The sequence below is a fragment of the Methanosarcina baikalica genome (assembly GCF_031461075.1).
GTDB lineage: Archaea > Halobacteriota > Methanosarcinia > Methanosarcinales > Methanosarcinaceae > Methanosarcina > Methanosarcina baikalica.
In genome coordinates this window covers 1-25,961 of record NZ_JAVKPK010000024.1, presented here as the reverse complement: position 1 = coordinate 25,961, position 25,961 = coordinate 1, and the positions used below count along the sequence as shown (strand labels likewise).

The window sequence follows — 25,961 nt, the reverse complement described above, 5'->3', positions numbered from 1 at the left end:
GCAGGTTTTTCAGTAACAGAAAATGTCTCAGAGACTTTGCCTCCGGGGGATCTTTAATCCCGGGCACTATTTTAGAATAAGACCAAAAATAACTTGATTTTGAGGGGTGCTAAAATTGGTAATGGGAATGTGCCATTAATCGGATCAGGGAAATCTCGCCTGGATTGCAGGTTTCAACTCTATTAACTTACAGGATCGGATTTACTGCATTGAAGTTAAGCGGTTCAAAAAAAGCAGGAATTCCGCGATATGGGAAGATAAACACTTTAGGATATACCCTGGGAGCTTCATCTTTATCGTATCTGTCATACTTCGGATTAAGGCTCATAACTGATAGAGCGGCTCCTGCAGTTTTGTATCTTCACGATCCTTTCTGACCTTATAATTCGGTTTCTTAGTTCCTTATTCATAGCTAACAGGTGGAGCTGGAAAACTGTCAAAAATATGAGATTCTTGTGGTTTTGTTCCTGTCGACTTTCAGCGGAGGAGTCTACCTGTTTTCATGGCTTCACAAGCGAGAAGTATCTGTAAAAAACAATCGATTAAAAAAGAATTATAAACTATAGATTTGCTGATAAGTTGATTGGATGATAGAGATTTACCTCCTTTTTTGCCTTATTTTTAAACTTTTTGAAGGTTCATAAAATAAAAAGCTCCGCCTAGAGGAAAGAAAAAAAAGGATTTCGGAGAAGTGATTAGCCCGAAGACTGTTGGGTTTTCAGGACAGCTGAACTTTCAGGGTAGCTGAATCGAATGGTTGTAATTAAGCATGAAATACATCCCGAAAAAGATCAGAAATGTCCCGCATATATAGAGGATATAACTGTGCATCTTTTGAGAGAATAGGGCTTTTCCGCAGCTGAAAGACCCGGATATTGCAGTAAACCAGCTGAAGTCTGCGATCCAGTGTCCGAGGATGTAAGCCACTGAAATGATTATTCCCAGTTCATATTCCCTGAGGACAAGAGCACCGCCCGCAGTCAGCCACCAGATCCAGAAATAGGGGTTTGAAACCGAAGTAATCAGACCTATCAGGGCAGGACTGGAAGTTAGCTTCAAACCTGATGAATCCTGAGAAATCCTTGTTGAAGAAGCGGCGGTCCTTGCATCCTTTAAGGTAAGAACGCCGAAGACTACAAGTGAAAGCCCTCCTATAAGGAAAATTGCAGAAATCACGCCGTTGCCGACAAGCGAAGCTGCTCCAAAGAGAATGAGTATATAGAGCACAAGCTCGATGACCATATGTCCGAATACGACTTGCGGACCTGCAAGCCAACCTTTTTTCAGAGAAATCTCTATAGTTGCAAAGAGCATAGGGCCCGGAATAAGTGCGCCTGTAAGTCCTACAGAAAATCCTAAAAGAAGAGCTTTCAAAATTTCAATTGCCAGCATTATAGATCAAAACTTTTAAAGGCTTCTTTTTAAAAATAACTCCTGCACGCAGTTGTAAAGAGCTGGATAAATAAAGAAAATGCAAAAAATGGGGCATTTCTCTGCAAATATATGAACAGAGCTGAACCCCAATTGGAGAAAGAAAAATGAGGAAGAATTAGAGGATAATCTCGATATCCAATTCTTCTGCAAGCTCCTTATACCTGTTCCTGATTGTAACTTCCGTAACTCCGGCAACATCCGCTACTTCCCGCTGAGTTCTTCGTTCACCACAGAGAATGGACGCAATATAGATTGCAGCCGCAGCAACTCCTGTGGGACCCCTTCCGCTTGTAAGTTCCTTTTCGGAAGCCTGCCTCAGGATCTCAACGCTTTTGGACTGGACTTCTCCTTTCAGATTGAGCCCAGAACAGAACCTTGGGACGTAGTCGATAGGGGAAGTGGGCATGAGCTTTAATGCAAGTTCTCTGGAAATAAAGCGGTAGGTTCTTCCGATTTCTTTCCGGCTGACCCTGGACACCTCTTCTATTTCATCAAGAGTCCTTGGAACACTGCACTGGCGGCACGCAGCATAAAGAGCGGCTGCGGCGACACCTTCAATGCTTCTTCCACGTATAAGGTTCTTGTCCACAGCTTTCCTATAGACAACAGCTGCTGTTTCCCGGACTGTTCTCGGGAGACCCAGAGCAGAAGCCATCCTGTCAAGTTCGGATAGTGCAAACGCGAGGTTTCTTTCAGTTGCGTTACTTACACGAATTCTACGTTGCCATTTTCTTAAACGATAAAGTTGAGCACGGTTTTTGGAGGAGATTGATTTTCCGTAGGAATCACGGTTCCTCCAGTCAATCATTGTGGAAAGCCCTTTGTCGTGGATTGTGTATGTCATGGGCGCACCCACACGGGAACGCTTCATACGCTGATCGTGATCGAAAGCTCGCCATTCCGGCCCTTCATCCACAAAGTCGGCATCAATGACAAGTCCGCAGTCCCCACACACGAGCTCGGCTCGCTCATAGTCGTGAACGAGGTTCCTGCTGCCGCATTCTGGACACACGGCCTTTTCGTTCTCAAAACTTTGCTCCTTTTGCTTCTCTTTGCGAGCTTTGATCATGGCACGTATTTTTTCCCTTTCAAGAGTGTCCGAATAGCGAACTCTTTCGACTTCTACCATATCATATCACCTTACAAATTAAAATGACCATATGTTTATGATTCCCTGTAACCTTAGCTGCACAATTGAAATAACAGAATATATATAAAAGGAGAGATAAGAAAGCTCATAGCTATAACTAGCAAAAAACATATAAACCAGTTAAAGTTAAACCAGAATAAATAATTCAAACGCGCATCCAATGTCAGAAATCTCACCGAATATAGACTCTTTCATTGACGAGAGCCCGAAATTCCGAATCAGGAGTTTGCTTAAAGCCCCTCACTAAAAAATAGGGATGGTTTACAGGTCCGAAAACGCTGACAATTGTGCCAATCCGGTTCAGAGCCTTATCCACAACAACCGAATTCAATTTAGGAAGACTACCTGAGACGTCATCGGGTTTTACCTCATCCCCTATAATTATCAGGTTTTTAACACCTGATCTGTGCAGCACTGTACCGAGTCGTTTCATATCAGCCACAAATAATTAATAGCTATTTCTCCAGCTCAGGGCGAAAATATCCTGGCTTTGAGCATGTTATTCTGTCAGCCTTAAATAAGAATATATATTGTAGACTGAAAAGCATATGTAGTCTATGTTTATTATATATAAAGATATCGCAAGACCTATATTATACGGTAGTCTTAACTAAATTAAGATAGTAAAGTATAAGATACAGGAGAGGGCAACCACAAGCTTATATATTAAATGGACATTGTTGGCAACAATCAGACCATATATATGGTCATATTCAGTCACTAACTCCGATTAACAGACCGCATATCTGGTCATATTTGATCACTAACTCCGATTAATGATCTCGTTCCAGGGAGGAGACTCATTGTCCAAGTTCGTATATTTTTTTGGAAAGGATGCAACTGATGGCAAAAGTAGTATGAAAGACCTGCTTGGAGGTAAGGGTGCAAACCTTGCCGAGATGGCAAATCTCGGAGTCCCCGTACCACCTGGCTTTACAATAACAACCGAAGTTTGCGTACTTTACTTAAAGGGTAAAAAATATTCTGAAGAAGTACTCAAACAGGTAGATGAAGCAATCGATAAGCTCGAGGCCTTAAACAACAAAAAACTGGGAGATCCAGATGACCCACTGCTTGTTTCTGTAAGGTCCGGGGCCAGGGTGTCCATGCCGGGAATGATGGATACTGTCCTTAACCTCGGGCTTACGGACAAATCCGTATTGGGTCTCGCAAATAAGGTCAATGATGGAAGATTCGCTTACGATTGCTACCGACGATTTATCGCCATGTTTGGGAACGTGGTGCTGGGAATTGACTTTAGAAACTTCGATTCCTTGATCGAGGATGAGAAGAAGAAACTGGGAGTCAAGTCCGATACCGACCTCGAGGAAAAAACATTAAAAGAGCTGGCTGAAAGGTTCAAGGAAGTAATCAAACTTGAAAAAGGGTTTGAGTTCCCTCAGGATCCGAAGGTTCAGCTTCAGATGGCAATTGATGCTGTTTTTGATTCTTGGAATAATCCTAGAGCCATCACATACAGAAAGCTTAACGAAATTGATGACAGCTGGGGCACAGCCGTCAACGTACAGACAATGGTCTACGGGAACCGAGGAAACACCTCCGGAACAGGGGTTGCTTTCACAAGAAACCCATCCACAGGAGAGAAGAAATTCTTTGGAGAATATCTTATCAACGCCCAGGGCGAAGATGTGGTTGCCGGCATCCGGACTCCGGACTTTATTGATACTCTTGGGAGCAAAATTCCTGAAGCCTATAAACAGCTTGTTTATATCTGTCAGAAACTTGAAGCTCACTTCAAGGACATGCAGGATATAGAGTTTACTATCCAGGAAGGAAGGCTCTACATGCTGCAGACCAGGACAGGGAAACGCACAGCTGCCGCAGCCGTGAAGGTCGCAACTGACATGGTAGCAGAAGGGTTGATAGATAAGGAAACAGCAGTCACCAGAGTTAAAGCCGAACACATCGACCTTCTCCTGCACCCGAGGATTGACCCCAAAGCAAAACTTGAGGTAATCGCAAAGGGACTACCTGCATCTCCCGGAGCCGCTGTAGGAAAAGTCGTATTTACTGCCGAAGCAGCCGAGGAAATGGCCGAAAGAGGAGAAAAAACTATTCTCGTCCGGACCGAAACATCTCCTGAAGACATAGGAGGAATGGCAGCTGCTCAGGGTGTCCTTACCGTGCGCGGAGGGATGACTTCTCACGCAGCAGTCGTTGGAAGAGGCATGGGCAAACCCTGCGTAGTGGGCTGCGGAGAAATCTCAATCGACATGAAGAGCGGCCTTTTCATGGTAAACGGCCATACTATCAAAGAACATGAATATATTACCATTGACGGAAGCGCAGGCAGTGTCATAATTGGGAGAGTAGAGCTGATTGATGCCGAAATAAATAACGATCTGAAGCGTCTTCTCGTGTGGGCTGATGAAATCAGAACTCTCGGAGTAAGAACAAATGCTGATAACCCGGCAGATGCAGCCCTGGCCCGAGACCTTGGTGCAGAAGGGATCGGACTTTGCAGAACTGAACATATGTTCTTCGGAGAAGACAGGATTCCCGCAGTAAGGGAAATGATCATGGCCGAAGATGAAAAGTCCAGGAAAAAAGCCCTCAAGAAATTGCTCCCTATGCAGAAAAAAGACTTCCTTGGTATCTTCCGCAGCATGGAAGGTCTGCCAGTAACTATCAGACTGCTTGATCCACCTCTCCACGAGTTCCTTCCGGACAAAGAAGAACTGGACGCAAAGCTCAGGGAACTTGAAGCCTCAGGAGATTGCGGGAAGATTGACGAAGTCAAGAAGATTATCCGGCGTGTTGTTTCCCTTAAAGAACTGAATCCTATGCTCGGGCACAGAGGATGCAGGCTTGGAATCACCTACCCTGAAATCTATAACATGCAGGTACGTGCAATCATGGAGGCAGCCTGTGAACTTTCAGCTGAGGGAATGCAGATTGTTCCTGAAATCATGATTCCGCTCGTGGGCCTTGTAAAAGAACTTTCCCTTACCAGGGAAGAGGTCTGCAAGATGGCAGATACGGTCATGGCCGAGAAAGCTATAAAGATCGATTACCACGTCGGAACAATGATCGAACTTCCAAGAGCTGCAATCATTGCAGACAAGATCGCAAAGGAAGCTGACTTTTTTTCCTTCGGGACAAACGACCTGACCCAGACGACCTTCGGATTCAGCCGTGATGACGTGTCCAAATTCGTGCCTATATACCAGAAGGCAGGCATCCTTGAACACGACCCCTTTGCAGTCCTTGACCAGGAAGGTGTTGGCGAGCTGATGAAGATCGGAATTGAAAAAGGCCGCTCCGTCAAACCCGACCTCAAGATGGGAATCTGCGGAGAACACGGAGGAGAGCCGAAGTCCATCCACTTCGCCCATGAAATAGGTCTCAACTATGTGAGCTGCTCTCCTTACAGAGTTCCGATAGCAAGGCTCGTAGCTGCACAGAGCACAATTGAATCCAGAAAAGCAAAATAAAATCCTTAAATTTAAAATTTTGGCAGGACAATATCCTGCCTGCTCTTTTTTGAAGGCCATTATGTGGAGCTTGGCGGATAAACCAGTATCCAAATCCAGCTAGCCCAGAATAAAATCCGAAAATAATTTTAGCTCTAAAAGAGGCCGTCTTGAGCGCGATGAAAGAACTGCGCACTGTTGTGAGTATGGCAACTAAAAGGAAAAATTATAAATTTTTCCGTATGCCGAAGAATTTATCGGCTTGCGCAATTCCAGCAACTGCACTTAAATTTAAACTATAAAACCGATTTCAGTATTCCCTTGAAATCATATAATCGGCAATCTGAAGGAGAAGTTCCTTTTCCGGACCGTCAGGCAGGACGTCCAGCTTTGCTTTGCCTTCATTGATATATGAAATTGCAAGGTTCTTTACATAATCAATTGATCCGCATTCTGTCAGAATCCGGACGGCTTCGTCGGTTTCCTTCGGAGTAGCTTCTCCTTTACCGAAAATAGCCGGTTTCACACCTTTTCCGAAAGCGTCAATTACAATAAGGGTATGCTTCCCTTCCATAAGGTCGCTACCTCTTACTTTTCCGAGCACTTCCTGTGGGGTGACCATGTCCAGAACGTCATCATACATCTGAAAGCCAATCCCGATGAGGCGCCCGTACTCAAATAGAGCGTATGCGGTCTCGTCAGAAGCTCCTCCAAGAAGGGCTCCGATCCTGGCTGCGGCTGCGTAAAGGACTGAGGTCTTTTTTTCCACCATTTCGATGTATTCGGATTCGGTAACCTTATCCCTTGTTTCAAAATCCATATCGAGCCACTGGCCTTCACAGATCTCGGTACAGGTTTTTGAGAGGACATCCATACATTTTAAAATCCTTACAGGCTCATTTTCGACTTTTGAAAGGATCTCAAAAGCTTTGGAATAAAGAGTGTCACCTGCAAGAATCGCTCCGGCTTCACCCCATATCATATGCACTGCAGGCCTTCCCCTGCGGATATCATCTTTGTCCATAATATCATCATGGATCAAAGTGAAATTATGTACAAGTTCCACGGCCACTGCTGCAGGCAAAACGGATTTGAGATCTGAGCCGACAGCTTCAGCCACCAGAATTAGGACTGCCGGACGGAGGCGTTTTCCTCCGGCATCCACCAAGTAGCGAGAAGCTTTGTAAAGCTCCTCGGGACTGGTTATAGGAAGTAGCTCATCAATTGCGGCATCAACATGGACACTTCTTTTTTTGATCTCATCAATCAGCATCATAAAAATCACGAGATACGGAATATGTTTTCTATAAATTATTCCTCTATATATAACACTTCACCGTTTCTGAGAAGGTGAACGGTATCTCCGAGTACGTACCCGGCATCTTCCGCCATCTCGATGTAGTGCCCGTGCATTTCCAGATTCCCGTGGGCAGGAATTACATGTTCGGGATTCACCATGCGCAGGAGTTCCCAGTGGTCTTCCCTATATGCGTGCCCTGACACGTGCACATCGTCATAGATCCTGGCGCCCCTCATTCTGAGTTTGGTCTCAAGGGCATAGCGGTTGGCCTGTGTAAGGGGGCTTGGAATTACGTTTGCAGAGAAAATGACCCTGTCCCCGGGCTCAACTGTGTAGGGAGTTTCCCCATTCGCAACGCGCACAAGGATGGAACCTGGTTCCCCCTGGTGCCCGGTAACGATTGGAAGGTACTTGTTCTTGCCTTCCTGCATGATGCGTTTGAAAGCACGGTCAATATCTTTCCTGACACCGTAAATCTCGACATTGGAAGGTAGATCAAGGTAACCTACATCCTTGGCGGCCCTCACGTAGCGTTCCATGGAACGACCCATCAGCACCGGAATTCTGCCCATTTCTTCAGCAGCTTCGATAATTGCTTTAAGCCTCGCAATGTGAGAAGCAAAGGTAGTGATAATCATCCCTACATCGGCCTCTTCAGTTCCGAGCAGTACATCCCTCACCATATCTTTTGCAATCTGTTCCGAAGGAGTCTTTCCCGAGCGTCCGGCATTCGTGCTCTCTGTAATCATTGCAATAACCCCTTCCTTTCCGAGGGCTTTGAGACGTTCGAAGTCAGGCGCTTCCCCCATTGTGGGAGTCCGATCCAACTTAAAATCGCAGGCATAAAGGACCGCTCCAATCGGAGTGTGAACAGCTGCGACAACGCAGTCAATGATGCTGTGTTGGACTCGAATAAATTCGATGGAAATGTCTTCTGTAACCTGGTAAGTGCCGCCTGCATTGAGAGGGATCAGCCTGTTACAGACCTCGAACTTACGCTCGGATTCTATTTGCTGTTTGATGATAGCTGCCGTATATGGGGTAGCAAGGATCGGCGCATTGTACCTGTGTGCAAGTTTCGGAATCGCACCTACATGGTCAAGGTGGCCGTGAGTACAGACAATTGCCCTTACAGTCCCGTTGATTTCTTTCATAATAGTATCATCGGGAATTGCCCCCATCTCGATAAGTTCGAGAGAATGCATTTTGTCAATTTCAACATCTTCATGGATCTGAACCCGATCGAGCCGAAGCCCCATGTCCAGAATAACAATATCTTCACCTATGATAACCGCAGTCATATTGCGGCCCATTTCATTATAGCCGCCAACTGCAACAATTCCTATTTCAGTCATATTTTTAACCTCTTATTTTATTTTTTTGTCCTTGTGAAACCGAATCCTCTGAAAAAGGATCAGGTAGGTAATAATCTAAAGTAATAACCTTGATGTGAACAGTATAAGCGCATAACATAGAATCTAATAAAGAATCAGCCTTAGAGCAGTCACTATTCAAATCATTCTCTTAGGAAGAAATTCACTCCCGGATGAAATGAATCAGGCTACAGTCTCGTGCAGAAGAATACCACTTTAGATATATATTTGTTTCAGTATACAAATATTATGATGCCTGCTAGCAACTCAGGAGGCTATCTCAAGTAGTGGTTTCTTTCGATGCGTTCTTTCAAAGGATTTTCCCTGTCGGATCAGATAAATTCTGGCTGCGAATTCTATTAACAGGAAACTTTTGCATACCCTTGCTGAATATTAATTCTTAAGAACCCACAGCTAAATAACTTAGGCACATTTTGATACTGTACTTAATTATTTTCATAAGCAGCTCCATCGATTTTGTTCCAAAATAATTATGTGTTACCTAAGTTATTTCATAACAAGCCCTACGGACCTGATTATCAACCTATTATATAAGGTAAGATTTCTGCCCTTAAAGTGTTTTGAAAACGCATCGTCTTCTATTCAAGCCGATTCTTCGTGAATTTGCTTAGTAACCTACTCTTTGTAATTGATTCTTTATTTTTATTGATTTTTTATCCCTGTTGATTCTTGGCCCATCTTACTTAAATTACCCTTGCCATGATGACTCTCAGCAGGTGGTTCCTGATTTAATGGCTTTTGTAAATTATTCTTGCTCCAATAATGAAATAACTCTGTATTAAATTATTTTAGCCTGAGTAACGGTGAGATTAATTCCTCAATTTAACCGACTTCAAATAAATGATGACCCTGAAAATTGTGGTTATATTGAAGCAGATCCCAATTCAATTGAGTACCTGCCTTCCAGATAATTCAGATCGGACTTAGTTATTATCCGAATGTTCTGACAACTAATTCTTTTCTACTCGCCAAGTATCCTAAAAGATAATAAGCTAATTAATTTTTCCTTGATTCAGGAAATTAAAATGCTCACATTGGATTTTCCCTGATTTGAGGATATTGATTTCTTATCCGAGTAGGTTTTCCCTTAATCCCGGAACATGAATATTATGCTTAGTAGATTATTCCCTTATCTGGGAACATAAACCATTATTCATATATTAATGATTTCTTCTCGAACATTACTTTCATATTATGTATAAATATTGTTATGGAACGAACCTTTTATTGAACGCACCTGTTATTAGACCTTACCGGTATAATATAAATTTTAATACAGATTACAAGCAAAAGTAGTCAAATATGGATGACGTACCTTAAAAAGTGTCTCCTGAGACGGCATAGTCCTTTAAGTTAAAGCCTCGTTGCCGCAGGTATTCAAGAGTCCAGCCGGTAACGACCAAGGGCGCATTGCGCAGGTCGTGTATGTTTGCACAGCCACATAGAAACATCGCAACTCTGAACTCATCCAGCATGCTGGAAAGGACACTAACAACCGATTTTTTTCCTTCAAGGGCAGGACCCACGAAAGGAAGAGCTGCACTTGCCGCATTGGCTCCGAGAGCAATGGACTTAGCTATATCAAGCCCTGTCCTTACCCCACCTGTTGCGATAATCGGGAGGGAAACCCTTGATTCTATAATGCTGGCAACTGTAGGAATTCCAAAGTCCCAGAAAAGTTCCCCAAGGTTTTCAGAGGCAGAATCTCCACTTTCCCTGGCCCTGTAGACCTCAACTCCTGCCCAGCTCGTGCCTCCCGCACCTCCTACATCAATTGCAGACACTCCTGCCTTCTGAAGGAGGATGGCATCTTCCCTTGAGATGCCAGCTCCTGTTTCTTTAATGATTACTGGTGTGCCCAGCACGGAGCAGATTTCTCTAATCATGTCAAGACAGCCAGTAGCATCCCTATCTCCTTCTGGCTGGATGGCTTCCTGTAAAAAGTTCAGGTGGATGGCAAGGGCATCGGCGTCGATCATTTCGACAAGTTTTTCAACTCCATCAATCCCGTACTCGCGGATCTGAGCAGCGCCCACATTTCCATAAACAAAGGCATTCGGAGCTTTTTCCCTGACAACCTTGAAAGATTCCTCCTGGGCAGGGTCATCAATTGCAGCCCTCTGGCTGCCAACGCCTATTCCCACCCCCAGCTCTTCAGCCGCAGCGGCAAGGGCAGAGTTTACCGAAATAGTATCAGGATGCCCTCCTGTAATCGAGGCGATCAAAAAAGGAGCTTTCAGGCGCTTTCCTAGAAGATCCACAGACAGATCAAGTTTATCCATATTGAGTTCAGGAAGCGCCCTGTGGATCAGAGTCACATCCTCAAAGCCCGCACTGACGTTTCGGGATTCAACCGGGCTTTCAGCACACAGTTTCAGGTGTTCGATCTTTCGCCTTGAGGTAGTGTTGATCATACTTCATACCCTTTTATCCGGACTAATCCTAGTCCCTATGGATTCTCCATTTAAGAACCGATACACATTATCCTCTTTTCCCGCATTGAATATATATGAAGTAATAGAAGACGTTTTGCTAAGTTCAAGAAGTTCCTGTACCTTCCCAAGCATGCCGCCCGTAACATCGGTACTTCCTGAACCTCTTATATAATGCTTGAAATTTTCAAATTTTTCAGGGGTAATTTCAGGTACGGATTTTCCATCTTTATCAAGCACTCCATCCTCGGCCGATCCCAGTCCGAGTCTGGTTATCCCTAGTTCTTTTGCAAGGTAGGGGACTATCTGGTCTCCTGAGAGAACACACGCTCCGAGTTCGAGATCCATAACAACATCTCCATGCAACACAGGGACAAAGCCTTTCTCGAGCATGAGCTTTATGTTGTCAAGATACATGCTCTCTATCCGCCCATTTCTGCAAACCGTACAGCATATCGGATGTACAGCCACAGCCCGGACTCCGAAATGATTCAGGGCACCTACCACCGTGGAAGCAAGCTTCTTGACGGATTCGTGAGTTATAATTACCCCTTCCGGATCAAACTTCCTGTCAAGCCCGTAATTTTTGGCGTGGGTATGCCCAAAGGATCCTGCACCGTGCACAATAATCATTTTTCCCCGGAATTCGGAAACTTCCTTCGCAATCCTCAGGAGATCAGCCTCTCTTACAATCCCTTCATCTGCGCCTTTGTCAGTAATGACGCTGCCTCCAAGTTTCAGGATAACAGGTTCAGTTGAGATCATACCATATCACTTGATACCTTAATAAATAACTTCCAGCTTCCTTTATGGACAACCGCGAAATAATGAAACAAAGCTAAACGAGATAAGGGTTTGAGTTGCTCAATCTAACCTTAAGCCCTGTTCCGTGGGTTTTGTTATGATTGCTTTACCCCCTGCACCTGCAATAGCTTCAGCAACCTGTATACATTTGTCAGGTGCTGTAAGGGCAACCATACACCCCCCACCTCCACCTCCTGTACTCTTTGCTCCGAAAGCTCCAGCTCCCCTAGAGGAGTATATTAATTTAGAGAGTTCAAAAGTATTTACTCCAAGTGCGTCCAGAAGGCCCTGGTTCACATTCATAAGTTTGCCAATTGAAGAGTAATCTCCTGTCTGGAAAAAGGGTTCTGCGGTCTTGGAAATTCTTCCAATAACAACCATTAGAGGCCCTATAAGATGTGGATAACTTTCGCGGAGTTTTCTCACACTTGTTACAAGCTCTTTTGTAGAAGCGAAAACTCCTGTATCCCCGATAACAATCCCGCAATCAGGCGTCTTCAGCTTCCCCCTATCGGGAATGGTCACAACCCCTCCGAATGTAGAAACATAAGTGTCAGTAGGACTTGCGGCCCCTTGCACCTGAATTTCGATTTCATGCCCTATTTTAGCGATTTCTTCGAGAGAGAGGCCACAGCAAAACATTTTATTGAGCGCACCTATACTTGCAATCGTAACAGCGGCAGATGAACTGAGTCCCGAGCCCACAGGAATCTCAGAATCAACTTTCAGATGAACACCATCTATTGGTACTATTTCCCTCATTTTCTCAATGGTTGCGGAAATATAAGGATGTTTTTCAAAATCAATCCCTGTTCGGCCGATCTCCGACTGAATTATTATAGAGTCACTTAACTCCGCCCGCACACGGGTCCTTAATTCAATTGCACATCCTATTGCGGGTTCTCCGTAGACAACCGCATGTTCTCCGAAAAGATAAATTTTCCCGGGGGCAGAACACGAAATCATATTACTCCTCTGAAAGTTACAAATTTGATTGAAGTAGGTAGGCAATGAATTTATATTTGAAGATAAACGCTAATTTGTTTTTGAGTGCGCAGTTAATTTATTTATGAATGCACTGTCAATTTGTTCCCTAATGCTAAAATACTTATTTTTGGATGTTTAACCTGTGTTATAAACTATGATAAGTAGATAATGGTGAAAATTCGTAAAAAATTTATTCGGGTGTAAGTTACTATCCCGTATCCTTTAATCAAAAATGAGTATGCTCCATTTTTTCCGCAGAATTCCTCTTACTCTACGATAATCGCCGCATATCCCACAACTGCATTCATATCTCCGGAAACATCCCCGCTGTTTGAATAGTTAAGCAGTTCAGCCCGGTTTGCGCCGAGCTTTTTTGAGGCTGTTAGCATCGCAGCGATAGGTCCGTATCCGCACACGGATGCATTTCTTCTGTAGAGCCGTTCATATATCTCCGAAACATCCAGGTTAAGGATAGCCTCTATGATTTCATTGTCCATTTCCCCTGCAAGCTCTGCAGGCTGATAATGTGTAAAATCACTGGATGCGATGAAGACTGCTTTTTTCCCGCTTTTGGAAACGAGGTTGGCAACAAGCTCTCCTACATCAATCGCGGTTTCCTCATCCTGCATACCCATACAGATAGGAAGTATCCGGAAATCCTGATCAAAACGGTATTGAAGGAAAGGGAGCTGAACTTCGATTGAATGTTCGTACCTGTGTCCAAGCTCGTCCTCATCAACGATGCTTCCTAAAAATCCATCGGCAAGTTCGAGATCAACATCTACAGTTCCCAGGGGAGTCTTCCATGTGTCTCTGGATACTGATATAGGTGAGCCGTATCCCGTATGGTTGGGGCCGAAAAGGACATAGGTATCGGCTTTGGGGAGAGCTGCATAGACATTTGCAGCAACTTTCCCGGAATAAACATATCCTGCATGCGGGCAAACAGCCCCGAGGATATTTCGTTCCCGGATCTCCATACCTTCAAAACATCGCTTAAGTTCTTTCTCCAGATATTCAGGATGCAGGGGATAGAACTGCCCTGCAACTGCTGGCTGCCTCATTTATGATCACCCATATAACTAAGATAGGGGTAATTTTTATATATCTTTGCAGTATGCAGGACTGTCTTTCGGGATCAAAGAGGTGTTTCGAATTCAGTCAATTCGTAATTGAATGGAGTACCATTAAGCCGTGAAACTTCCCTTGCAAGTAACCAGTAGACGAGGGAAAGAGCTTTTCTACCTTTGTTGTTTGTGGGAATTACAAGGTCCACATTTGAAATCAGGTTGTTGGTATCACAGAGTGCTATAACAGGTACTCCGATGCTTGAAGTTTCCTTCAGAACCTGGGCATCGCCTGCAGGGTCGGTTACAATTACAACATCAGGCTCAAAGAAACCGTAGATTTGAGGGTTTGTAAGAGAGCCTGGAATGAACCTTCCGAGCATTGCTCTTGTGCCAAGTGATCTGGAAAACATCCTTGCAGGGTGCTGTCCATACTGCCTTGAAGAAACCACAAGGATCCTTGCAGGATCATAGTGAGACAGTAATTTTGATGCAACTCTTATTCTTTCGTCTGTTGACTGGATGTCAAGCACATATAGTCCGTCAGTTCTAACCCTATATACGAAACGCATCATATCCTGGGTCTTCTGCTGGGTACCTATGTGAACGCCTGCTGCCAGGTATTCGTCAATAGAAACAAGGGATGTGGAACCTTCTTTAGGAGAGGCTGCTTCATCCTCTGTTTCTACAGGCACAGATCTGGTTTTTGCTGCAGCTTCCTTTTCAGGTGCAGATTTTGCTTCAGCCACGACATTTTCTTCAGGCAAAGGCTGTGCTTCGGTTTCCTCCTGCCCGGTCTGCTCAATATTATCCATAAAGTCACCTCATAATATAGAATCAACAATAAAACACATTCAATATCTTAAACTGTATCCCGCTACGTTTTCAATTGATTTTACGTTTGACCGTGATAGGAATAACTCCGGCCTTCAACTCTTCAATAGCAACATCGAGAGGATCCAGCCGCCCGTCATCTTCAACAAGGACAGGAGCTCCCATTGCAATTTGCAATGATCTTGCACCTATAATCCGTGCACGTTCGAACCGGGTATACTTTTCCTTGACCAACTGATCACCCTGAAACTTAAAAACGCTCCGATGAATTCCGATAAATTGAGAATCATGATAAATTTAATATTTAGTACAATACATGCCTGAAAACCAGCACCCTGGAAATAGGGTAATGGGACCGCTGAGATTCGAACTCAGGTTCCGGCGTCCCGAACGCCGAAGGATGGACCAAGCTACCCTACGGTCCCTTACTGGTAAGGCGAAAGCACATCAACGAGTTCAACATGGCTTAGAATCATTCTGCGACAGCAGTAGCGGGTGATCCCAAGATCATCCAGCACTGCGGCACCGTCTTCGCCATCATTAACGCGTCTTTTGTACTCATCCCAATAGTTTGAGATTACTTTTCCACATGAGAAACATCGGACTGGGATCATAGTCTTACCTGTAAGATTTCTGGTATTTAGCCCTTGCTCCAGGTCCACCAAAGTTCTTTGATTCTTTCTGCCTGGAATCGCTTACAAGTAAACTGCGGTCATAGCTTGCTAAGTTGTCTCTGAGGATTGTGTCATTGGTCCATTCCACAATACCACGGGCAACAGCGGTTCTTACCGCATTAGCCTGTCCGACAATCCCGCCGCCCCGAACATCGACATTGATGTCAAGCCCGGAGACCACTTCATTTCCTGCGATTAGCAGAGGTTCGGAGATCTTCATCATTGCAAGCTCTGGAGAGTATATCTCGAGCGGAATTTTGTTGATCCTGACCTTACCGGTTCCTTTTGTGACTGTTGCACGTGCAGTTGCAGTCTTATGCTTACCAGATGAATTAACTACTTTGACCATGAGGACTCACCCTTTAGAACTTTGAACCCATTTTCTGGCTCACTTCACCAAGCTCAATGTACTTATTGGAGCTCAGAAGCCTCATATCGGCATCTGCGATGGTGATCACTTCAGCGCCCTTGAGTTCGTAGGGGACACCTACATAGACTTTGAGCCTGGACATTGCGTCCTTGCCTCTTGATTTCTTATAAGGCAGCATGCCACGGATAGTCCTCTTCAGGATACGGTCCGGACGTTTCGGGAAATAAGGTCCGAATTCCGTAGCACCCCTTTCCCGGGTTTCCCGGTATTCTCTGAGGGTGGCTGCCTTTGAACCAGAAATTATGGCTTTTTCGGCATTTACGATAAAGATCTTTTCGTCTCCTGAAAGCAACTGTTTTGCAACTTTACTTGCAAGACGCCCCAGAATAAGCCCATTTGCATCGATAACCGTCATCTTCGACACCTCAGCGGAAAATCCGGATACCGGACCCTTTAGGATTTGCTTCCATTATCTCTTCGAGACTCAGGCACTTGCCACCGGCTTCAGTGATCTTTTCAACTGCAGATCCACTGAAGGTTACAGCCGCAACAGTTACAGGATGATCAAGGAGCCCTGCGCCCAGAACTTTTCCCGGAATAAGCAGGACATCATTTTCTGCGGTGTGCCTGTTGATCTTACTTATGTTCACAGCCGCATAGTTTCTGGCCGGCATCTCAAGACGTTTCGCTATATCCTTCCAGATTGGGGCGGCATCTCCGTTGGCCCTTTCTTTCAGGGTAAGAATCAGGGAAACGATTCTTGGATTTGTTTTTCGTATCAGTTTTACTAGTGATTTTTTACCCAATGTATGTTCCTCCGCAAGATTAGTATAAATCTCACTCACGCGGAAAAAAAATTCCCGATCGCGTTCGAACATCGCTATAATTGCCTATCCGGAACATTAAGCCCGGAAATTGCAAATTAAAGATCAAGCGATTAGTCGGAATTGGTATGATCTGAATAACATTTCTAGTACATAAAGATTATGTGCATCAATAGTTTTGATTTGCTATAATTCCAATAGAAAAAACAGTTTAGTTCTTCTCTTGCTACACATAGATGTTACGGTGCTCCAAACGAAAGTTTAACTCGAGTATTCCAGGATCAGGACGACATGTGGAGTGCCAGATTGACGGCATACTTGCAGCATTATTCCTTCGGAATACACTTGACGACGCAGGAAGCCTGCTTGAGGGCAAACCGAAAAACCCCAACTATAAAATAATTATTAATAAGTTATTCGGCTAACAGCCTAACATGGTAAAAACAAACACAATAGTACCAGCATAGTTCACGACATTTAGCATAAGCCTGCTCTTCACATTTAGTCTAATCCTGCTCATCCTCGCACTAGAATACCCAAAATGGGAAATAAACACAAGAACAACAATCGCAGCAGCTATAGGAATACCGCTCGCCACAATAATATCATACATCAACCACCTGCAGCAACAGAAGAACGATTAACATAAGCCCTCAAAGGGGATTCCACAGTCCTGATCAAATGGGAAAAACCTCATATAACCAGAGAAACAGAAGTCTAGAAAACCTTAGTATTCTCTTTTTTAGGTAAAGACATTATCTTAGAAAGCTTTCAAGACACAATTCGAGACGGGAAACATGTAACTTTGGAATTTAGTCCTCTTGAGCAAGCGAAGTTCTATTTTTATTAGGACTTACGCACTTGAAGCACAAAACCAAGAATATTCGACGTTGTGACTGGTTTAGTGTTTTATACAGTTAAGGGTTTAATGCTATTGCTTTCTGAGTTCAACCGCGTAAGTCCTATTTATAATACTGAAGAGACTATATCACCTGAGGAACCATCCATATCTGAAGAGTGCTCAATATCTTATCAAGTTAAGTCCGATCTGCGAGCAGGCACCGAATAAACATTGGATTTCGTTGAGATGTCTAAATTAATGTGAAGTAACTAATGTGAAGTGGATTGGTAGAGCCTCAAGGCGAAGAAGGCTGCACGATTGGCCCGAGTCGCGTCCGTCCTGGTATTCCGCTTGTATGGCCCTTGAAGTCATATTTTGGTTAAGTGTCGAATACCGGACCTGACCCAAAATGATGAAACAAGTAAACATGAACTTGGTGGTAATATTATGCCTGAGACAGTTATACAATACCTTCTGAATCGATTAAAACAGCTGGGCATCAGGGATATTTTCGGCGTGCCTGGGGACTATGCGTTTCCCATCAACGACGCCATCTGTGATGATGATGAGCTACGTTGGATTGGTTGCTGCAATGAGTTGGACGCCGCTTATGCTGCAGACGGTTATGCTCGTATCAAGGGAATGTCAGCGCTGTCTACTACTTTTGGGGTAGGTGAACTGTCTGCGCTATGTGGCATAGCAGGTTCTTACGGGGAGCACAATCTGGTATTTCATATTGTTGGGATGCCGAATATGCCGGTACAGGAAAGACATGCCATAATACATCACACGTTGGGTAACGGAGAATTCGGCTTATTCATGGAAATGGCTACACCGGTCGTATGCGCGAAGACAATGCTTACCCCGGAAAACTGCATTCATGAAATAGAGCGCGTCATTGCGGCAGCTCTGGAAAATCACCGTCCCGTTTATATTGCAATACCTGGCAACTATGTTAATGAAAATGTCTCATCTTCCCAGGCACCGGCGTATGTGCCTGTAAAAAGCGATCCTGAGGCGCTAGAAGAAGTGGTCTCGGCCATTATAAACAAGCTATTAGAGGCAAAGAAAGCCTGTATTATGCCAGGCATCTTTGTCGATCGCTTTGGGTTTAAGGATTTGACCACGGCTGTTGTTAATGCTTCGGGCTTACCTTATGTGACCATGGCTATGGATAAGGCAGTCCTCGACGAGACGAATCCCTCCTATAGGGGGTTATACAGCGGACGGCTTGTGAATCCTGAAATCAGCGAGTTCGTCGAATCCTGCGACTGTATACTTGCCATAGGCACCATTCTGTCTGATACTAATATGGGTAGATTCACGGCAAAACTGGATGAATCCCAAATCATCAATGTAATGCCTTACGATGTCCATATAGGGCATGCTGATTACACCAATATAAAAATGTCAGATGTACTGGAGGAACTCGCCAAAAGACTTCATAAGCGTACTGATGTTATGGGACCTGTGGCTAAAAGTCCCACAGCTCCAGAGGTAAACGCTGGCGACCCGATAACAGCTGATTATCTATACGCGAGCTACGCGAAATTTTTCAAACCCGACGATATCATCATAGTGGATTCAGGTACATCCTTTTATGGTTTACTGCCAATATTTTTACCTAAAGGAGCTACGTTCCATAACCAAACGCTCTGGGGAGCGATAGGTTGGGCTACTCCGGCTTCTTTTGGCGCCGCACTTGCTTCGCCGGACCGGCGAGTGATTCTTATAACAGGCGAAGGATCACACCAGATGACAGCCCAGGAAATTGGCCAGTTTTACCGCTATGGTCTAAAGCCTATTATTTTCGTGCTGAATAATCATGGCTACCTGATAGAAAGAATGCTATCTCAAAGGTTAGATTACTATTACAACGACCTTCCACAATGGCAATATCATAAATTGCCAGAAGTATTTGGCTGCGATGGCTGGATGACAAGGAAGGCCATCACCTGTGGCGACCTGGATAAGATCATGGCAGAGCTGGATAATACTAAAACAGGCGCATATGTAGAGATAGTTACGCCAGAGATGTCGGTACCCCCGATTATGAAGGTGATTCATAACAATTTGTGAAAGATTTGAATAGCTACGGAACTCCATCAAAAGAAGGGGCCAAGCACAGACCTGGCAACCTTGCTAAAAATTGCTTCGATATCGCACCCGAACTTCCTTGCCACAACAAGTGCCACTATCCGAATATCCACAAGATAGGAAAGCCTGTCCTGCATGGAATTGATTTCGGAAACGAGCCTTTGTCTGTTTACCCCGGTGTCTGCGGAAATGAACTCCAGGATTTGCTCAAACGAAATCTCTTCCTTGAGAGATGAGGATTTTTTTCCTGAATTTTCCTGGCTTTCGAGAAAATTCTCAAATGGTTTAAAAGCATGGGGAAGCCTGACACTGTCAACATCAAAGCCAGGTATAAGAGCACCATCTTTAAGGGAGAGCAGGCCGACTTCAAGGGCTCGTTCCTTTACCTTTGAGGCAGTTTTCGGGGAAAACCACTTCAGGTCAAAAGCCAGGGAAAACTCAAAATCCTTTTCCGAAAGAGAAACGGCAAGATTTTTTTTAAAAGGAATTGAAACTACATGTTTAAGTTCTTCCATTCATTACCCTCTTAAAAAGCTGAATAGGCCTCAAGGATGCGGTTTCAGAAAAAGGTTAAAAGGCTTCGGCATGGAATTCATATTCTGAATTGATGCCGAAGCTTGGGAAAATTCAAAGTGTCACGAGTTTGGCACTAAGTATTCCCGGCACCTGCCTGACTTCTTCGAGTATTGGGTTAGAGACTTGGGAGTCTACGTTAAGAACCATCAAGGTCACGCCTCCGATCTCGGCCCTGCCAACCTGCATACCTGAGATGTTAATATTGTTTTTGCCAAGAACCAGGCAGCATGGACCTATAACATTAGGCTTGTTGACGTGTTTGGCAAAAATCATGCGTCCTGCAGGGAAGATATCCACCCTGTCCTCATCAACCGCAATAATCTTTGGCTCATCCCCGACAACAGTTCCGGCAACTATCTTTGTCAGGTCTCCGCTAATAACCCTGATACTGACAGTTGAAGAATATTCCTCGGAAGATTCGGATTTGCTTTCTACAACTGCGATCTGTCTGGATTTTGCAAGGGTAGGGGCGTTAACATAGTTTACTCCGGAACCAAGAGCCATTTCAAGAAGCCCTTTGAGAGCAGAGACTGTAAGGGGCCTGGTGTCTTTTCCGGAAATTTCCCCAGTGTACCCGATTTCTACCTTTTCGTAATTACTGTCTACGAGCTGCCCTGCAATTTTGCCCATGATCTCAGAGAGCCTGATATAAGGAGCAAGGACTGCCATAGCTTCCGGCTTTACAGATGGGATATTGATTGCATTCCTTGCAAGCCCGCCAGTAAGGACGGATACAACTTCTTTGGCAATGTCTATTGCCACATTAACCTGAGCTTCCTGAGTGGAGGCCCCGAGATGAGGAGTTACTATGACATTGTCAAAATCCAGAAGAGGGCTTTTAAAGGGAGGCTCCTCGACGAAAACGTCTAATGCTGCGCCGCCCACTTTTCCGCTTGCCAGAGCTTTTGCCAGGGCTTCTTCGTTAATGATGCCGCCACGAGCACAGTTAAGAATCTTGACGCCAGGTTTCATCAGTGTAAACTGTTCCTCATCAAGAATATTTTTGGTTTCCTTGATAAGGGGAGTGTGCACTGTAATGTAGTCAGCTCCTTTTGCGATCTCGTTGACTGTACACAGCTTGACTCCGAGTTCAACAGCCCGCTTTTCGGAAATGAACGGGTCATACCCCATAAGGTTCATTTCAAGCCCTGAAGCCCTTTTTGCAACCTCGGAACCGATTCTCCCGAGACCTACGATTCCCAGAGTCTTGCCTTTGACTTCAACGCCCGTGAATTTATTGCGTTTCCATTCTCTGGCTTTCAGGGAAGCATTTGCCTGGGGGATATTCCGGGACATTGCCATCATCATGGCAATGGTGTGCTCTGCTGCCGAAATCATGTTGCCTTCGGGAGCGTTAGTTACGATAATCCCTTTCCTGGTAGCTGCATCCACATCAACATTGTCAACTCCGACTCCTGCTCTCCCTATAACTTTCAGGTTGTCGGCAGCTTCGATAATTTTCTGAGTGACCTGGGTGCCGCTGCGTATTACAAGAGCATCGTAATCCTTTATCATTTTCACCAGTTCGTCCTCGGACAGCCCGGTGGACACGTCAACAGTAAAGTGTTCTTTTAGAATCTCCAAACCTTCGTTGGAGAGTGAGTCGCTGACCAATACTTTCATGTCAATTTCTCCAGATAAATATGATAAGCATGAGACATTAAATTTTTACAGAGAATACCAATCAACTTAATCACACTTAAGCATTATCACAAGAATTTAAAAGCAAATATTGCCCATCCTGATATTTATGGAGGTTGTTCTTCACTACACGATTAACCAACCAGCCTGATTATCCCGATCTTCGGTTCGTAACACTGCCCGTCTGCAAAGAGGGATCGGATAACTTCTTCCACAACCTCCTCAGGAATGCCTCTCGAAATTGCAACATCCATAAAAGCGGCATAATCAACTCCCCTGCTTCCACCCATTTCCCTAAGCAATTCGAGCACAAATTCCTTCTGGTCAGCTTTGGACCCTCTACTATCTCCGGAATCAAAATCCAGAGTTTTTAGTCCTTCTCTGACGGAAGCCCGAAGCAGTTTTGCAAACTCCCCGGGAGAGCGTTCTCGTTCAAGCGCAATAGAAATCCCTTCCGCAAGCTCAAAAGAAAAGCCTTTCTCCTGAAGATATTCCCGAAGCTTTTCTCCACGATACCCGCTAGCCAGCGCATCCGAGAAGGCTTCAAGCCTCTCAACTGTCTGTTCTGCGGTATCCACAACCCACCTGTTACGGATTTCCCCGTCCACTACATTTGCCTCTTCAGCCCGGATAGAGACGAAAACCGATCCTGGTTCAGGTTCGTAGATCCGGGCTTTTCCTGCAACGGCAATGAAAGCAGGAATCTGGACCGCTGAGAAGAAAATAGACGCTTCAGGCTGGTACTGCCCTGCGTATACCGTAAAAGCGCCTGTTGGATCAACTATTCTCGCTTTCCACATCTCGCTCTGTGTCCCTATGCTGTCAAGTTCCGTGATTACTCCCACCACAAAAATGCGGTTGAGAACAAGCCCAAGCGGGCTGATAAGCAGATTGGGAGTTTTCAAGTCCGCGGTATCAGAATCAGGCCTTGCTGATTTTTCAAGCTCTCTACAGACCTCAAATTCCTTTGCGAAAACCCTTTTTGCAACTTCTCGCTTAAGCAAGACCGACTCCTCCACTCGAAACCTGGGAATCCCTGTCCTGTCCATACCCTTCTTCATCAGGCCCGAGCCTGCGAAGCAGTTCCACTACCCTGACCGCAAGGTCATCTTCAGGTACCCAGGCATTTTCAGCTACAAAAGAAATTCCATACTCACCTTTTGAAGAGTTTCCGCGTACAGCAAGGTAGCGGCCTGTGAGAAAACGCCTTAAATCCTCGTAGACTGCATCTTTAAAGATATCAGAAAACATTAACTGTTCAGCCTCTTCAAGGGTTTTTCCATAGATTATTTCTGCAAGTTCCCTTGGAAACATCACTGACATGGACCCTGTCCCGTCATCCAGTACGGCTTTGATCCGCATATCCCTTACGCTTTCCACCTTGCCGTGCACCCTGCAGTTCGCTTTTTGGACTACACGGCCGCATTCAGGGCAGCGAGATATAATGCCTGAACCAGGCCTGACTGAAACCACGTTGCCCGCTGCAGCCACATCGAACATGCTGTCTCTGGAATCGATTTTTTCTATTTTAAGGGGAACCGGGTCTTTTCCTGCAGATTCGAAGGTAAATGCAAGTTTTCCGGCCTCTTCCGGCTCGACTGAAGAAACTTTTGTGCCGCTCAAAATATTGACTGAAGGCATCCCCCTGAACATTCTGACCTGGGCCCCTTCGATCCGGATTATGCTTCCTATATCAATGCCAGCCAGTTCAATCCATGCCGTAAAAGACAGCCTGCCGGTTTCATCCGCAAGTACGCCGGAAACTATTCTGGACTGGCGTCCCCTTACAAGGACTTCCCTGTGAGAAAGCTGAAGCACACACGCTACGGTCCCGACTGAAAAATCCGCAGCTCCTATGTCAATTAGCTTTTTTGTCTGGCTACCGGAAAGTTCGGATAGAGGAGGAAGCACAGAGTCAAGAATTTTCGACACAAGAGATTGTTCCCCGATAGAAAGCCTGATCCTGTTCTGCCAGATGCGAGTATAGGCATTTTTGATATTGATTACATCCCCGACCGAACCAGGTAGCTCCTTCCAGGAAGAAAACATCACTGAACCTGTTTCATCCGCAAGAACCCCGGTATAAAGCGTAGAAGGTCCTTCCTGAGGACGAATTGATTTTTCCCCAAGGTCCAGGATCCTGCCTGTAATCTCGAAATTCTTCAGGTTATTAGATAAGTCTTTTACCTTCAGGACTTTCCTTTTTCCTCCAAACTTGCGGAGGATACTCTCTTTTGCAACATCAGGCGGCACACGAAAAGCAAGAAGTTTTTCAAACTCTGCCCGGATGCCAGTCTTTTCAAGGTCTCCAAACGCCCTGGTTAACTCTTCAAGGTGGGGCGTAATTTTCTCATCCATTTTTGAAGCCTCCATTCGAGACAATAACAAAACAATTAAATTTTTGCAGTATATCAGGTTTTACGGTATTTAAGGTTTTATTTCAGATTCACAAACGCAGCCTTTTACAATAAATTATAGGTCATATTCTTTGTTCCGAGAATCATATCCAGATAATGTGACTATGAAAGTTAGACAAGCTGCAAAATAATAGTTGCGGATTAATATAAGGAATAATTAAAAGTTAATATTCTCTATCGTAGAGGATATTAAACTATTATTTAAGGATAATTATTCAGAACTCCTAATCCCAAAGAGATATCAATTTCACGATAAAATCGCTTTCTTGGAGAAGTGTTGAGAGAATTATTTATGAGAAGCAGATAAAAATTCAAAAAAGAGAGCATTAAATTTTTTAAAAAACTGAAGCCTAATTAAAAGACATGGGAGATTAAAAAGGTAAAGGGAGAACTAAATATGGGAAGAGTAAAAGGAAAGAATTTAAGAGCTTTTAAGATTATAATATTTGCAATTGTTCTGACAGTTATCTGTACATGTTCTGCCGTTTCTGCCGCAAACTTAAGGGTAAGTTCTGCAATAGAAGGGAGTTATATTTCCATACAGGCCGCAGTAGATGCTGCAAAAGCCGGAGACACTATTTTTGTAAGCCCTGGAATGTATGTTGAAAACCTAAAAATAGACAGGGAAATAAGTATCTGGTCTGACTCGAGAAACCCTGAAAATACAGTCATCAGGGCAGCCGACCCAAAGAAAAGTACCGTTGAAATCAGAGTAGACAGAGTATCATTCAGCGGGTTTGGCATTGAAGGCTCGGAAAAAGCAGGTATATTACTCATCGGGGTTAAAAGCTGCTATATCAACAACAACAGGGCCCAGGGAGCAGAATACGGTATTCTTCTCAATAATTCCGAAAGCAACACCATAAGCAACAATATCATTACCCTTAATAAAAAAGGAATCAGGCTCGAAAGCTCAGACTCGAACACCATGGAGGATAATATAGTTGCCTATAACTACGGTCAGGGAATCTCCCTTGAAGAGAGCAGCAGGAATATTGTCTTCAACAATTACTTCAAAAATGCCGAAAATGTCGAAGAAAAAGTCGTAAACCCGGAAAATATCTGGCAGAGTCCCCTTGTAACAAGACAGAATATTGTCCGGGGCCCTTACATTGCGGGGAACTTTTGGGCAGATCCTGAAGGTAAGGGTTACAGCGAAACATGCGCTGACGAAAACAGCAATGGAGTTTGTGACTCTTCATACAACATAACAGGAGGAGGAACCGATAAGTCTCCACTTTTTCCGAAAGTCCCAACCGCAATTAAAACCCTTGAAAGTAAGCTGAATACCAGCTCTTATGAACAGGACCTTGCAGGCAAGGAGAATGCAACTGGCGTGGAAATTATGGGAAACGAAACCGAAGGAACAACGGAACAGGCAGGTGAAAATGCTACCAACGTAGATACTTCAACTTCAGAAAAAGAGGCCCCTGGTCCGGGGCTTGGAATTGCAGTGACAGCTTTGGGAACGGCCTATTTCCTGAAGCGGAAAAGATAAAGATAATGAGTAGTGCGGATCAGTTGCTAAAAAGAGTCAGCAAAATGATTGTTCTCAAATTCCCGTGTCAAGGCGAATGTTCCTTTTTGTCAGGTTTGATTAATAATCCTCACTACCCTTAGTTTACAACCGGGTTTACGAAGCTGCTGTCACTTTTATATATTGGAATTTGGTCTTGGTATTACTG

The 25,961-nt window shown here is 44.4% G+C and carries 24 protein-coding genes and 1 tRNA gene; 4 read left to right on the top strand and 21 right to left on the bottom strand.

Going from position 1 to position 25,961, the window contains the following annotated elements; all coding sequences use genetic code 11:
• Positions 1-187: 187 nt before the first annotated feature.
• From RG963_RS07560 to RG963_RS07545, 4 genes are all read right to left on the bottom strand, one after another.
• Positions 188-328 carry a hypothetical protein gene (locus tag RG963_RS07560; RefSeq protein WP_310575660.1) on the bottom strand — a complete coding sequence of 47 codons (141 nt, stop codon included), beginning with the start codon at positions 326-328 and terminating at the stop codon, positions 188-190.
• A gap of 407 nt (positions 329-735) precedes the next feature.
• Positions 736-1,392, bottom strand: coding sequence for a LysE family transporter (locus RG963_RS07555; protein ID WP_310575659.1), 657 nt, complete (start codon positions 1,390-1,392; stop codon positions 736-738).
• A 157-nt stretch (positions 1,393-1,549) separates the two neighbouring features.
• Positions 1,550-2,563, bottom strand: coding sequence for a transcription initiation factor IIB (locus RG963_RS07550; protein ID WP_011020659.1), 1,014 nt, complete (start codon positions 2,561-2,563; stop codon positions 1,550-1,552).
• Between the two features lie 193 nt (positions 2,564-2,756).
• Positions 2,757-3,017 (bottom strand): Gar1/Naf1 family protein, encoded by a 261-nt coding sequence (locus RG963_RS07545; protein WP_310575658.1) that lies wholly within the window; start codon positions 3,015-3,017, stop codon positions 2,757-2,759.
• Between the two features lie 370 nt (positions 3,018-3,387).
• On the opposite strand from RG963_RS07545, the gene ppdK reads away from it, so the two are divergent.
• Positions 3,388-6,039: a pyruvate, phosphate dikinase gene (gene ppdK, locus RG963_RS07540; protein WP_310575657.1), complete on the top strand. Its 2,652-nt coding sequence runs from the start codon at positions 3,388-3,390 to the stop codon at positions 6,037-6,039.
• A 289-nt stretch (positions 6,040-6,328) separates the two neighbouring features.
• Here the strand turns inward: ppdK and RG963_RS07535 are convergent, their stop codons facing one another.
• The 13 genes from RG963_RS07535 to RG963_RS07475 form a co-directional block, all read right to left on the bottom strand.
• The gene (locus RG963_RS07535) at positions 6,329-7,294 is read right to left on the bottom strand and encodes a polyprenyl synthetase family protein (RefSeq protein WP_310575656.1); all 966 of its coding nucleotides are present in this window, start codon (positions 7,292-7,294) and stop codon (positions 6,329-6,331) included.
• A 35-nt stretch (positions 7,295-7,329) separates the two neighbouring features.
• Positions 7,330-8,673: an RNase J family beta-CASP ribonuclease gene (locus tag RG963_RS07530; RefSeq protein ID WP_310575655.1), complete on the bottom strand. Its 1,344-nt coding sequence runs from the start codon at positions 8,671-8,673 to the stop codon at positions 7,330-7,332.
• A 1,355-nt stretch (positions 8,674-10,028) separates the two neighbouring features.
• Positions 10,029-11,126, bottom strand: a complete 1,098-nt coding sequence (gene fni, locus RG963_RS07525) for a type 2 isopentenyl-diphosphate Delta-isomerase (protein WP_310575654.1) — start codon at positions 11,124-11,126, stop codon at positions 10,029-10,031.
• Between the two features lie 3 nt (positions 11,127-11,129).
• Positions 11,130-11,909 (bottom strand): isopentenyl phosphate kinase, encoded by a 780-nt coding sequence (locus tag RG963_RS07520; protein WP_310575653.1) that lies wholly within the window; start codon positions 11,907-11,909, stop codon positions 11,130-11,132.
• Between the two features lie 99 nt (positions 11,910-12,008).
• The gene (locus RG963_RS07515) at positions 12,009-12,914 is read right to left on the bottom strand and encodes a mevalonate kinase (RefSeq protein ID WP_310575652.1); all 906 of its coding nucleotides are present in this window, start codon (positions 12,912-12,914) and stop codon (positions 12,009-12,011) included.
• 287 nt (positions 12,915-13,201) lie between these two features.
• The gene (locus RG963_RS07510; RefSeq protein WP_310575651.1) at positions 13,202-13,999 is read right to left on the bottom strand and encodes an MEMO1 family protein; all 798 of its coding nucleotides are present in this window, start codon (positions 13,997-13,999) and stop codon (positions 13,202-13,204) included.
• Between the two features lie 74 nt (positions 14,000-14,073).
• The gene (rpsB, locus tag RG963_RS07505; protein ID WP_310575650.1) at positions 14,074-14,817 is read right to left on the bottom strand and encodes a 30S ribosomal protein S2; all 744 of its coding nucleotides are present in this window, start codon (positions 14,815-14,817) and stop codon (positions 14,074-14,076) included.
• 70 nt (positions 14,818-14,887) lie between these two features.
• The gene (locus RG963_RS07500; RefSeq protein WP_310575649.1) at positions 14,888-15,070 is read right to left on the bottom strand and encodes a DNA-directed RNA polymerase subunit K; all 183 of its coding nucleotides are present in this window, start codon (positions 15,068-15,070) and stop codon (positions 14,888-14,890) included.
• Positions 15,071-15,186: 116 nt separating this feature from the next.
• Positions 15,187-15,261 (bottom strand) — tRNA-Pro (locus RG963_RS07495).
• Positions 15,262-15,450: a DNA-directed RNA polymerase subunit N gene (locus tag RG963_RS07490; protein ID WP_310575648.1), complete on the bottom strand. Its 189-nt coding sequence runs from the start codon at positions 15,448-15,450 to the stop codon at positions 15,262-15,264.
• Positions 15,451-15,454: 4 nt separating this feature from the next.
• Positions 15,455-15,859: a 30S ribosomal protein S9 gene (locus RG963_RS07485; protein WP_310575647.1), complete on the bottom strand. Its 405-nt coding sequence runs from the start codon at positions 15,857-15,859 to the stop codon at positions 15,455-15,457.
• A 13-nt stretch (positions 15,860-15,872) separates the two neighbouring features.
• Positions 15,873-16,295, bottom strand: a complete 423-nt coding sequence (locus RG963_RS07480; RefSeq protein ID WP_310575679.1) for a 50S ribosomal protein L13 — start codon at positions 16,293-16,295, stop codon at positions 15,873-15,875.
• Positions 16,296-16,305: 10 nt separating this feature from the next.
• Entirely contained in the window at positions 16,306-16,686 is a 381-nt protein-coding gene (locus RG963_RS07475) for a 50S ribosomal protein L18e (RefSeq protein WP_310575646.1), read from the bottom strand.
• Between the two features lie 311 nt (positions 16,687-16,997).
• Here RG963_RS07475 and RG963_RS07470 point away from each other — a divergent pair, with 311 nt between their 5' ends.
• Positions 16,998-17,129 carry a hypothetical protein gene (locus RG963_RS07470; RefSeq protein WP_310575645.1) on the top strand — a complete coding sequence of 44 codons (132 nt, stop codon included), beginning with the start codon at positions 16,998-17,000 and terminating at the stop codon, positions 17,127-17,129.
• An 863-nt stretch (positions 17,130-17,992) separates the two neighbouring features.
• The gene (locus RG963_RS07465; protein WP_310575644.1) at positions 17,993-19,624 is read left to right on the top strand and encodes an alpha-keto acid decarboxylase family protein; all 1,632 of its coding nucleotides are present in this window, start codon (positions 17,993-17,995) and stop codon (positions 19,622-19,624) included.
• A gap of 26 nt (positions 19,625-19,650) precedes the next feature.
• Here RG963_RS07465 and RG963_RS07460 read toward each other — a convergent pair whose 3' ends face one another.
• From RG963_RS07460 to RG963_RS07445, 4 genes are all read right to left on the bottom strand, one after another.
• Entirely contained in the window at positions 19,651-20,157 is a 507-nt protein-coding gene (locus RG963_RS07460; RefSeq protein ID WP_310575643.1) for a DUF2240 family protein, read from the bottom strand.
• Between the two features lie 112 nt (positions 20,158-20,269).
• On the bottom strand, positions 20,270-21,841 hold the full coding sequence (gene serA, locus RG963_RS07455; protein ID WP_310575642.1) for a phosphoglycerate dehydrogenase: 1,572 nt from the start codon (positions 21,839-21,841) through the stop codon (positions 20,270-20,272).
• 152 nt (positions 21,842-21,993) lie between these two features.
• Positions 21,994-22,863 carry an RPA family protein gene (locus RG963_RS07450; protein WP_310575641.1) on the bottom strand — a complete coding sequence of 290 codons (870 nt, stop codon included), beginning with the start codon at positions 22,861-22,863 and terminating at the stop codon, positions 21,994-21,996.
• The gene (locus RG963_RS07445; RefSeq protein ID WP_310575640.1) at positions 22,856-24,217 is read right to left on the bottom strand and encodes a Single-stranded DNA binding protein; all 1,362 of its coding nucleotides are present in this window, start codon (positions 24,215-24,217) and stop codon (positions 22,856-22,858) included. The genes RG963_RS07450 and RG963_RS07445 overlap by 8 nt, the downstream gene beginning before the upstream one ends.
• Before the next feature lie 456 nt (positions 24,218-24,673).
• On the opposite strand from RG963_RS07445, the gene RG963_RS07440 reads away from it, so the two are divergent.
• The gene (locus RG963_RS07440) at positions 24,674-25,774 is read left to right on the top strand and encodes a right-handed parallel beta-helix repeat-containing protein (protein WP_310575639.1); all 1,101 of its coding nucleotides are present in this window, start codon (positions 24,674-24,676) and stop codon (positions 25,772-25,774) included.
• Positions 25,775-25,961: the final 187 nt, after the last annotated feature.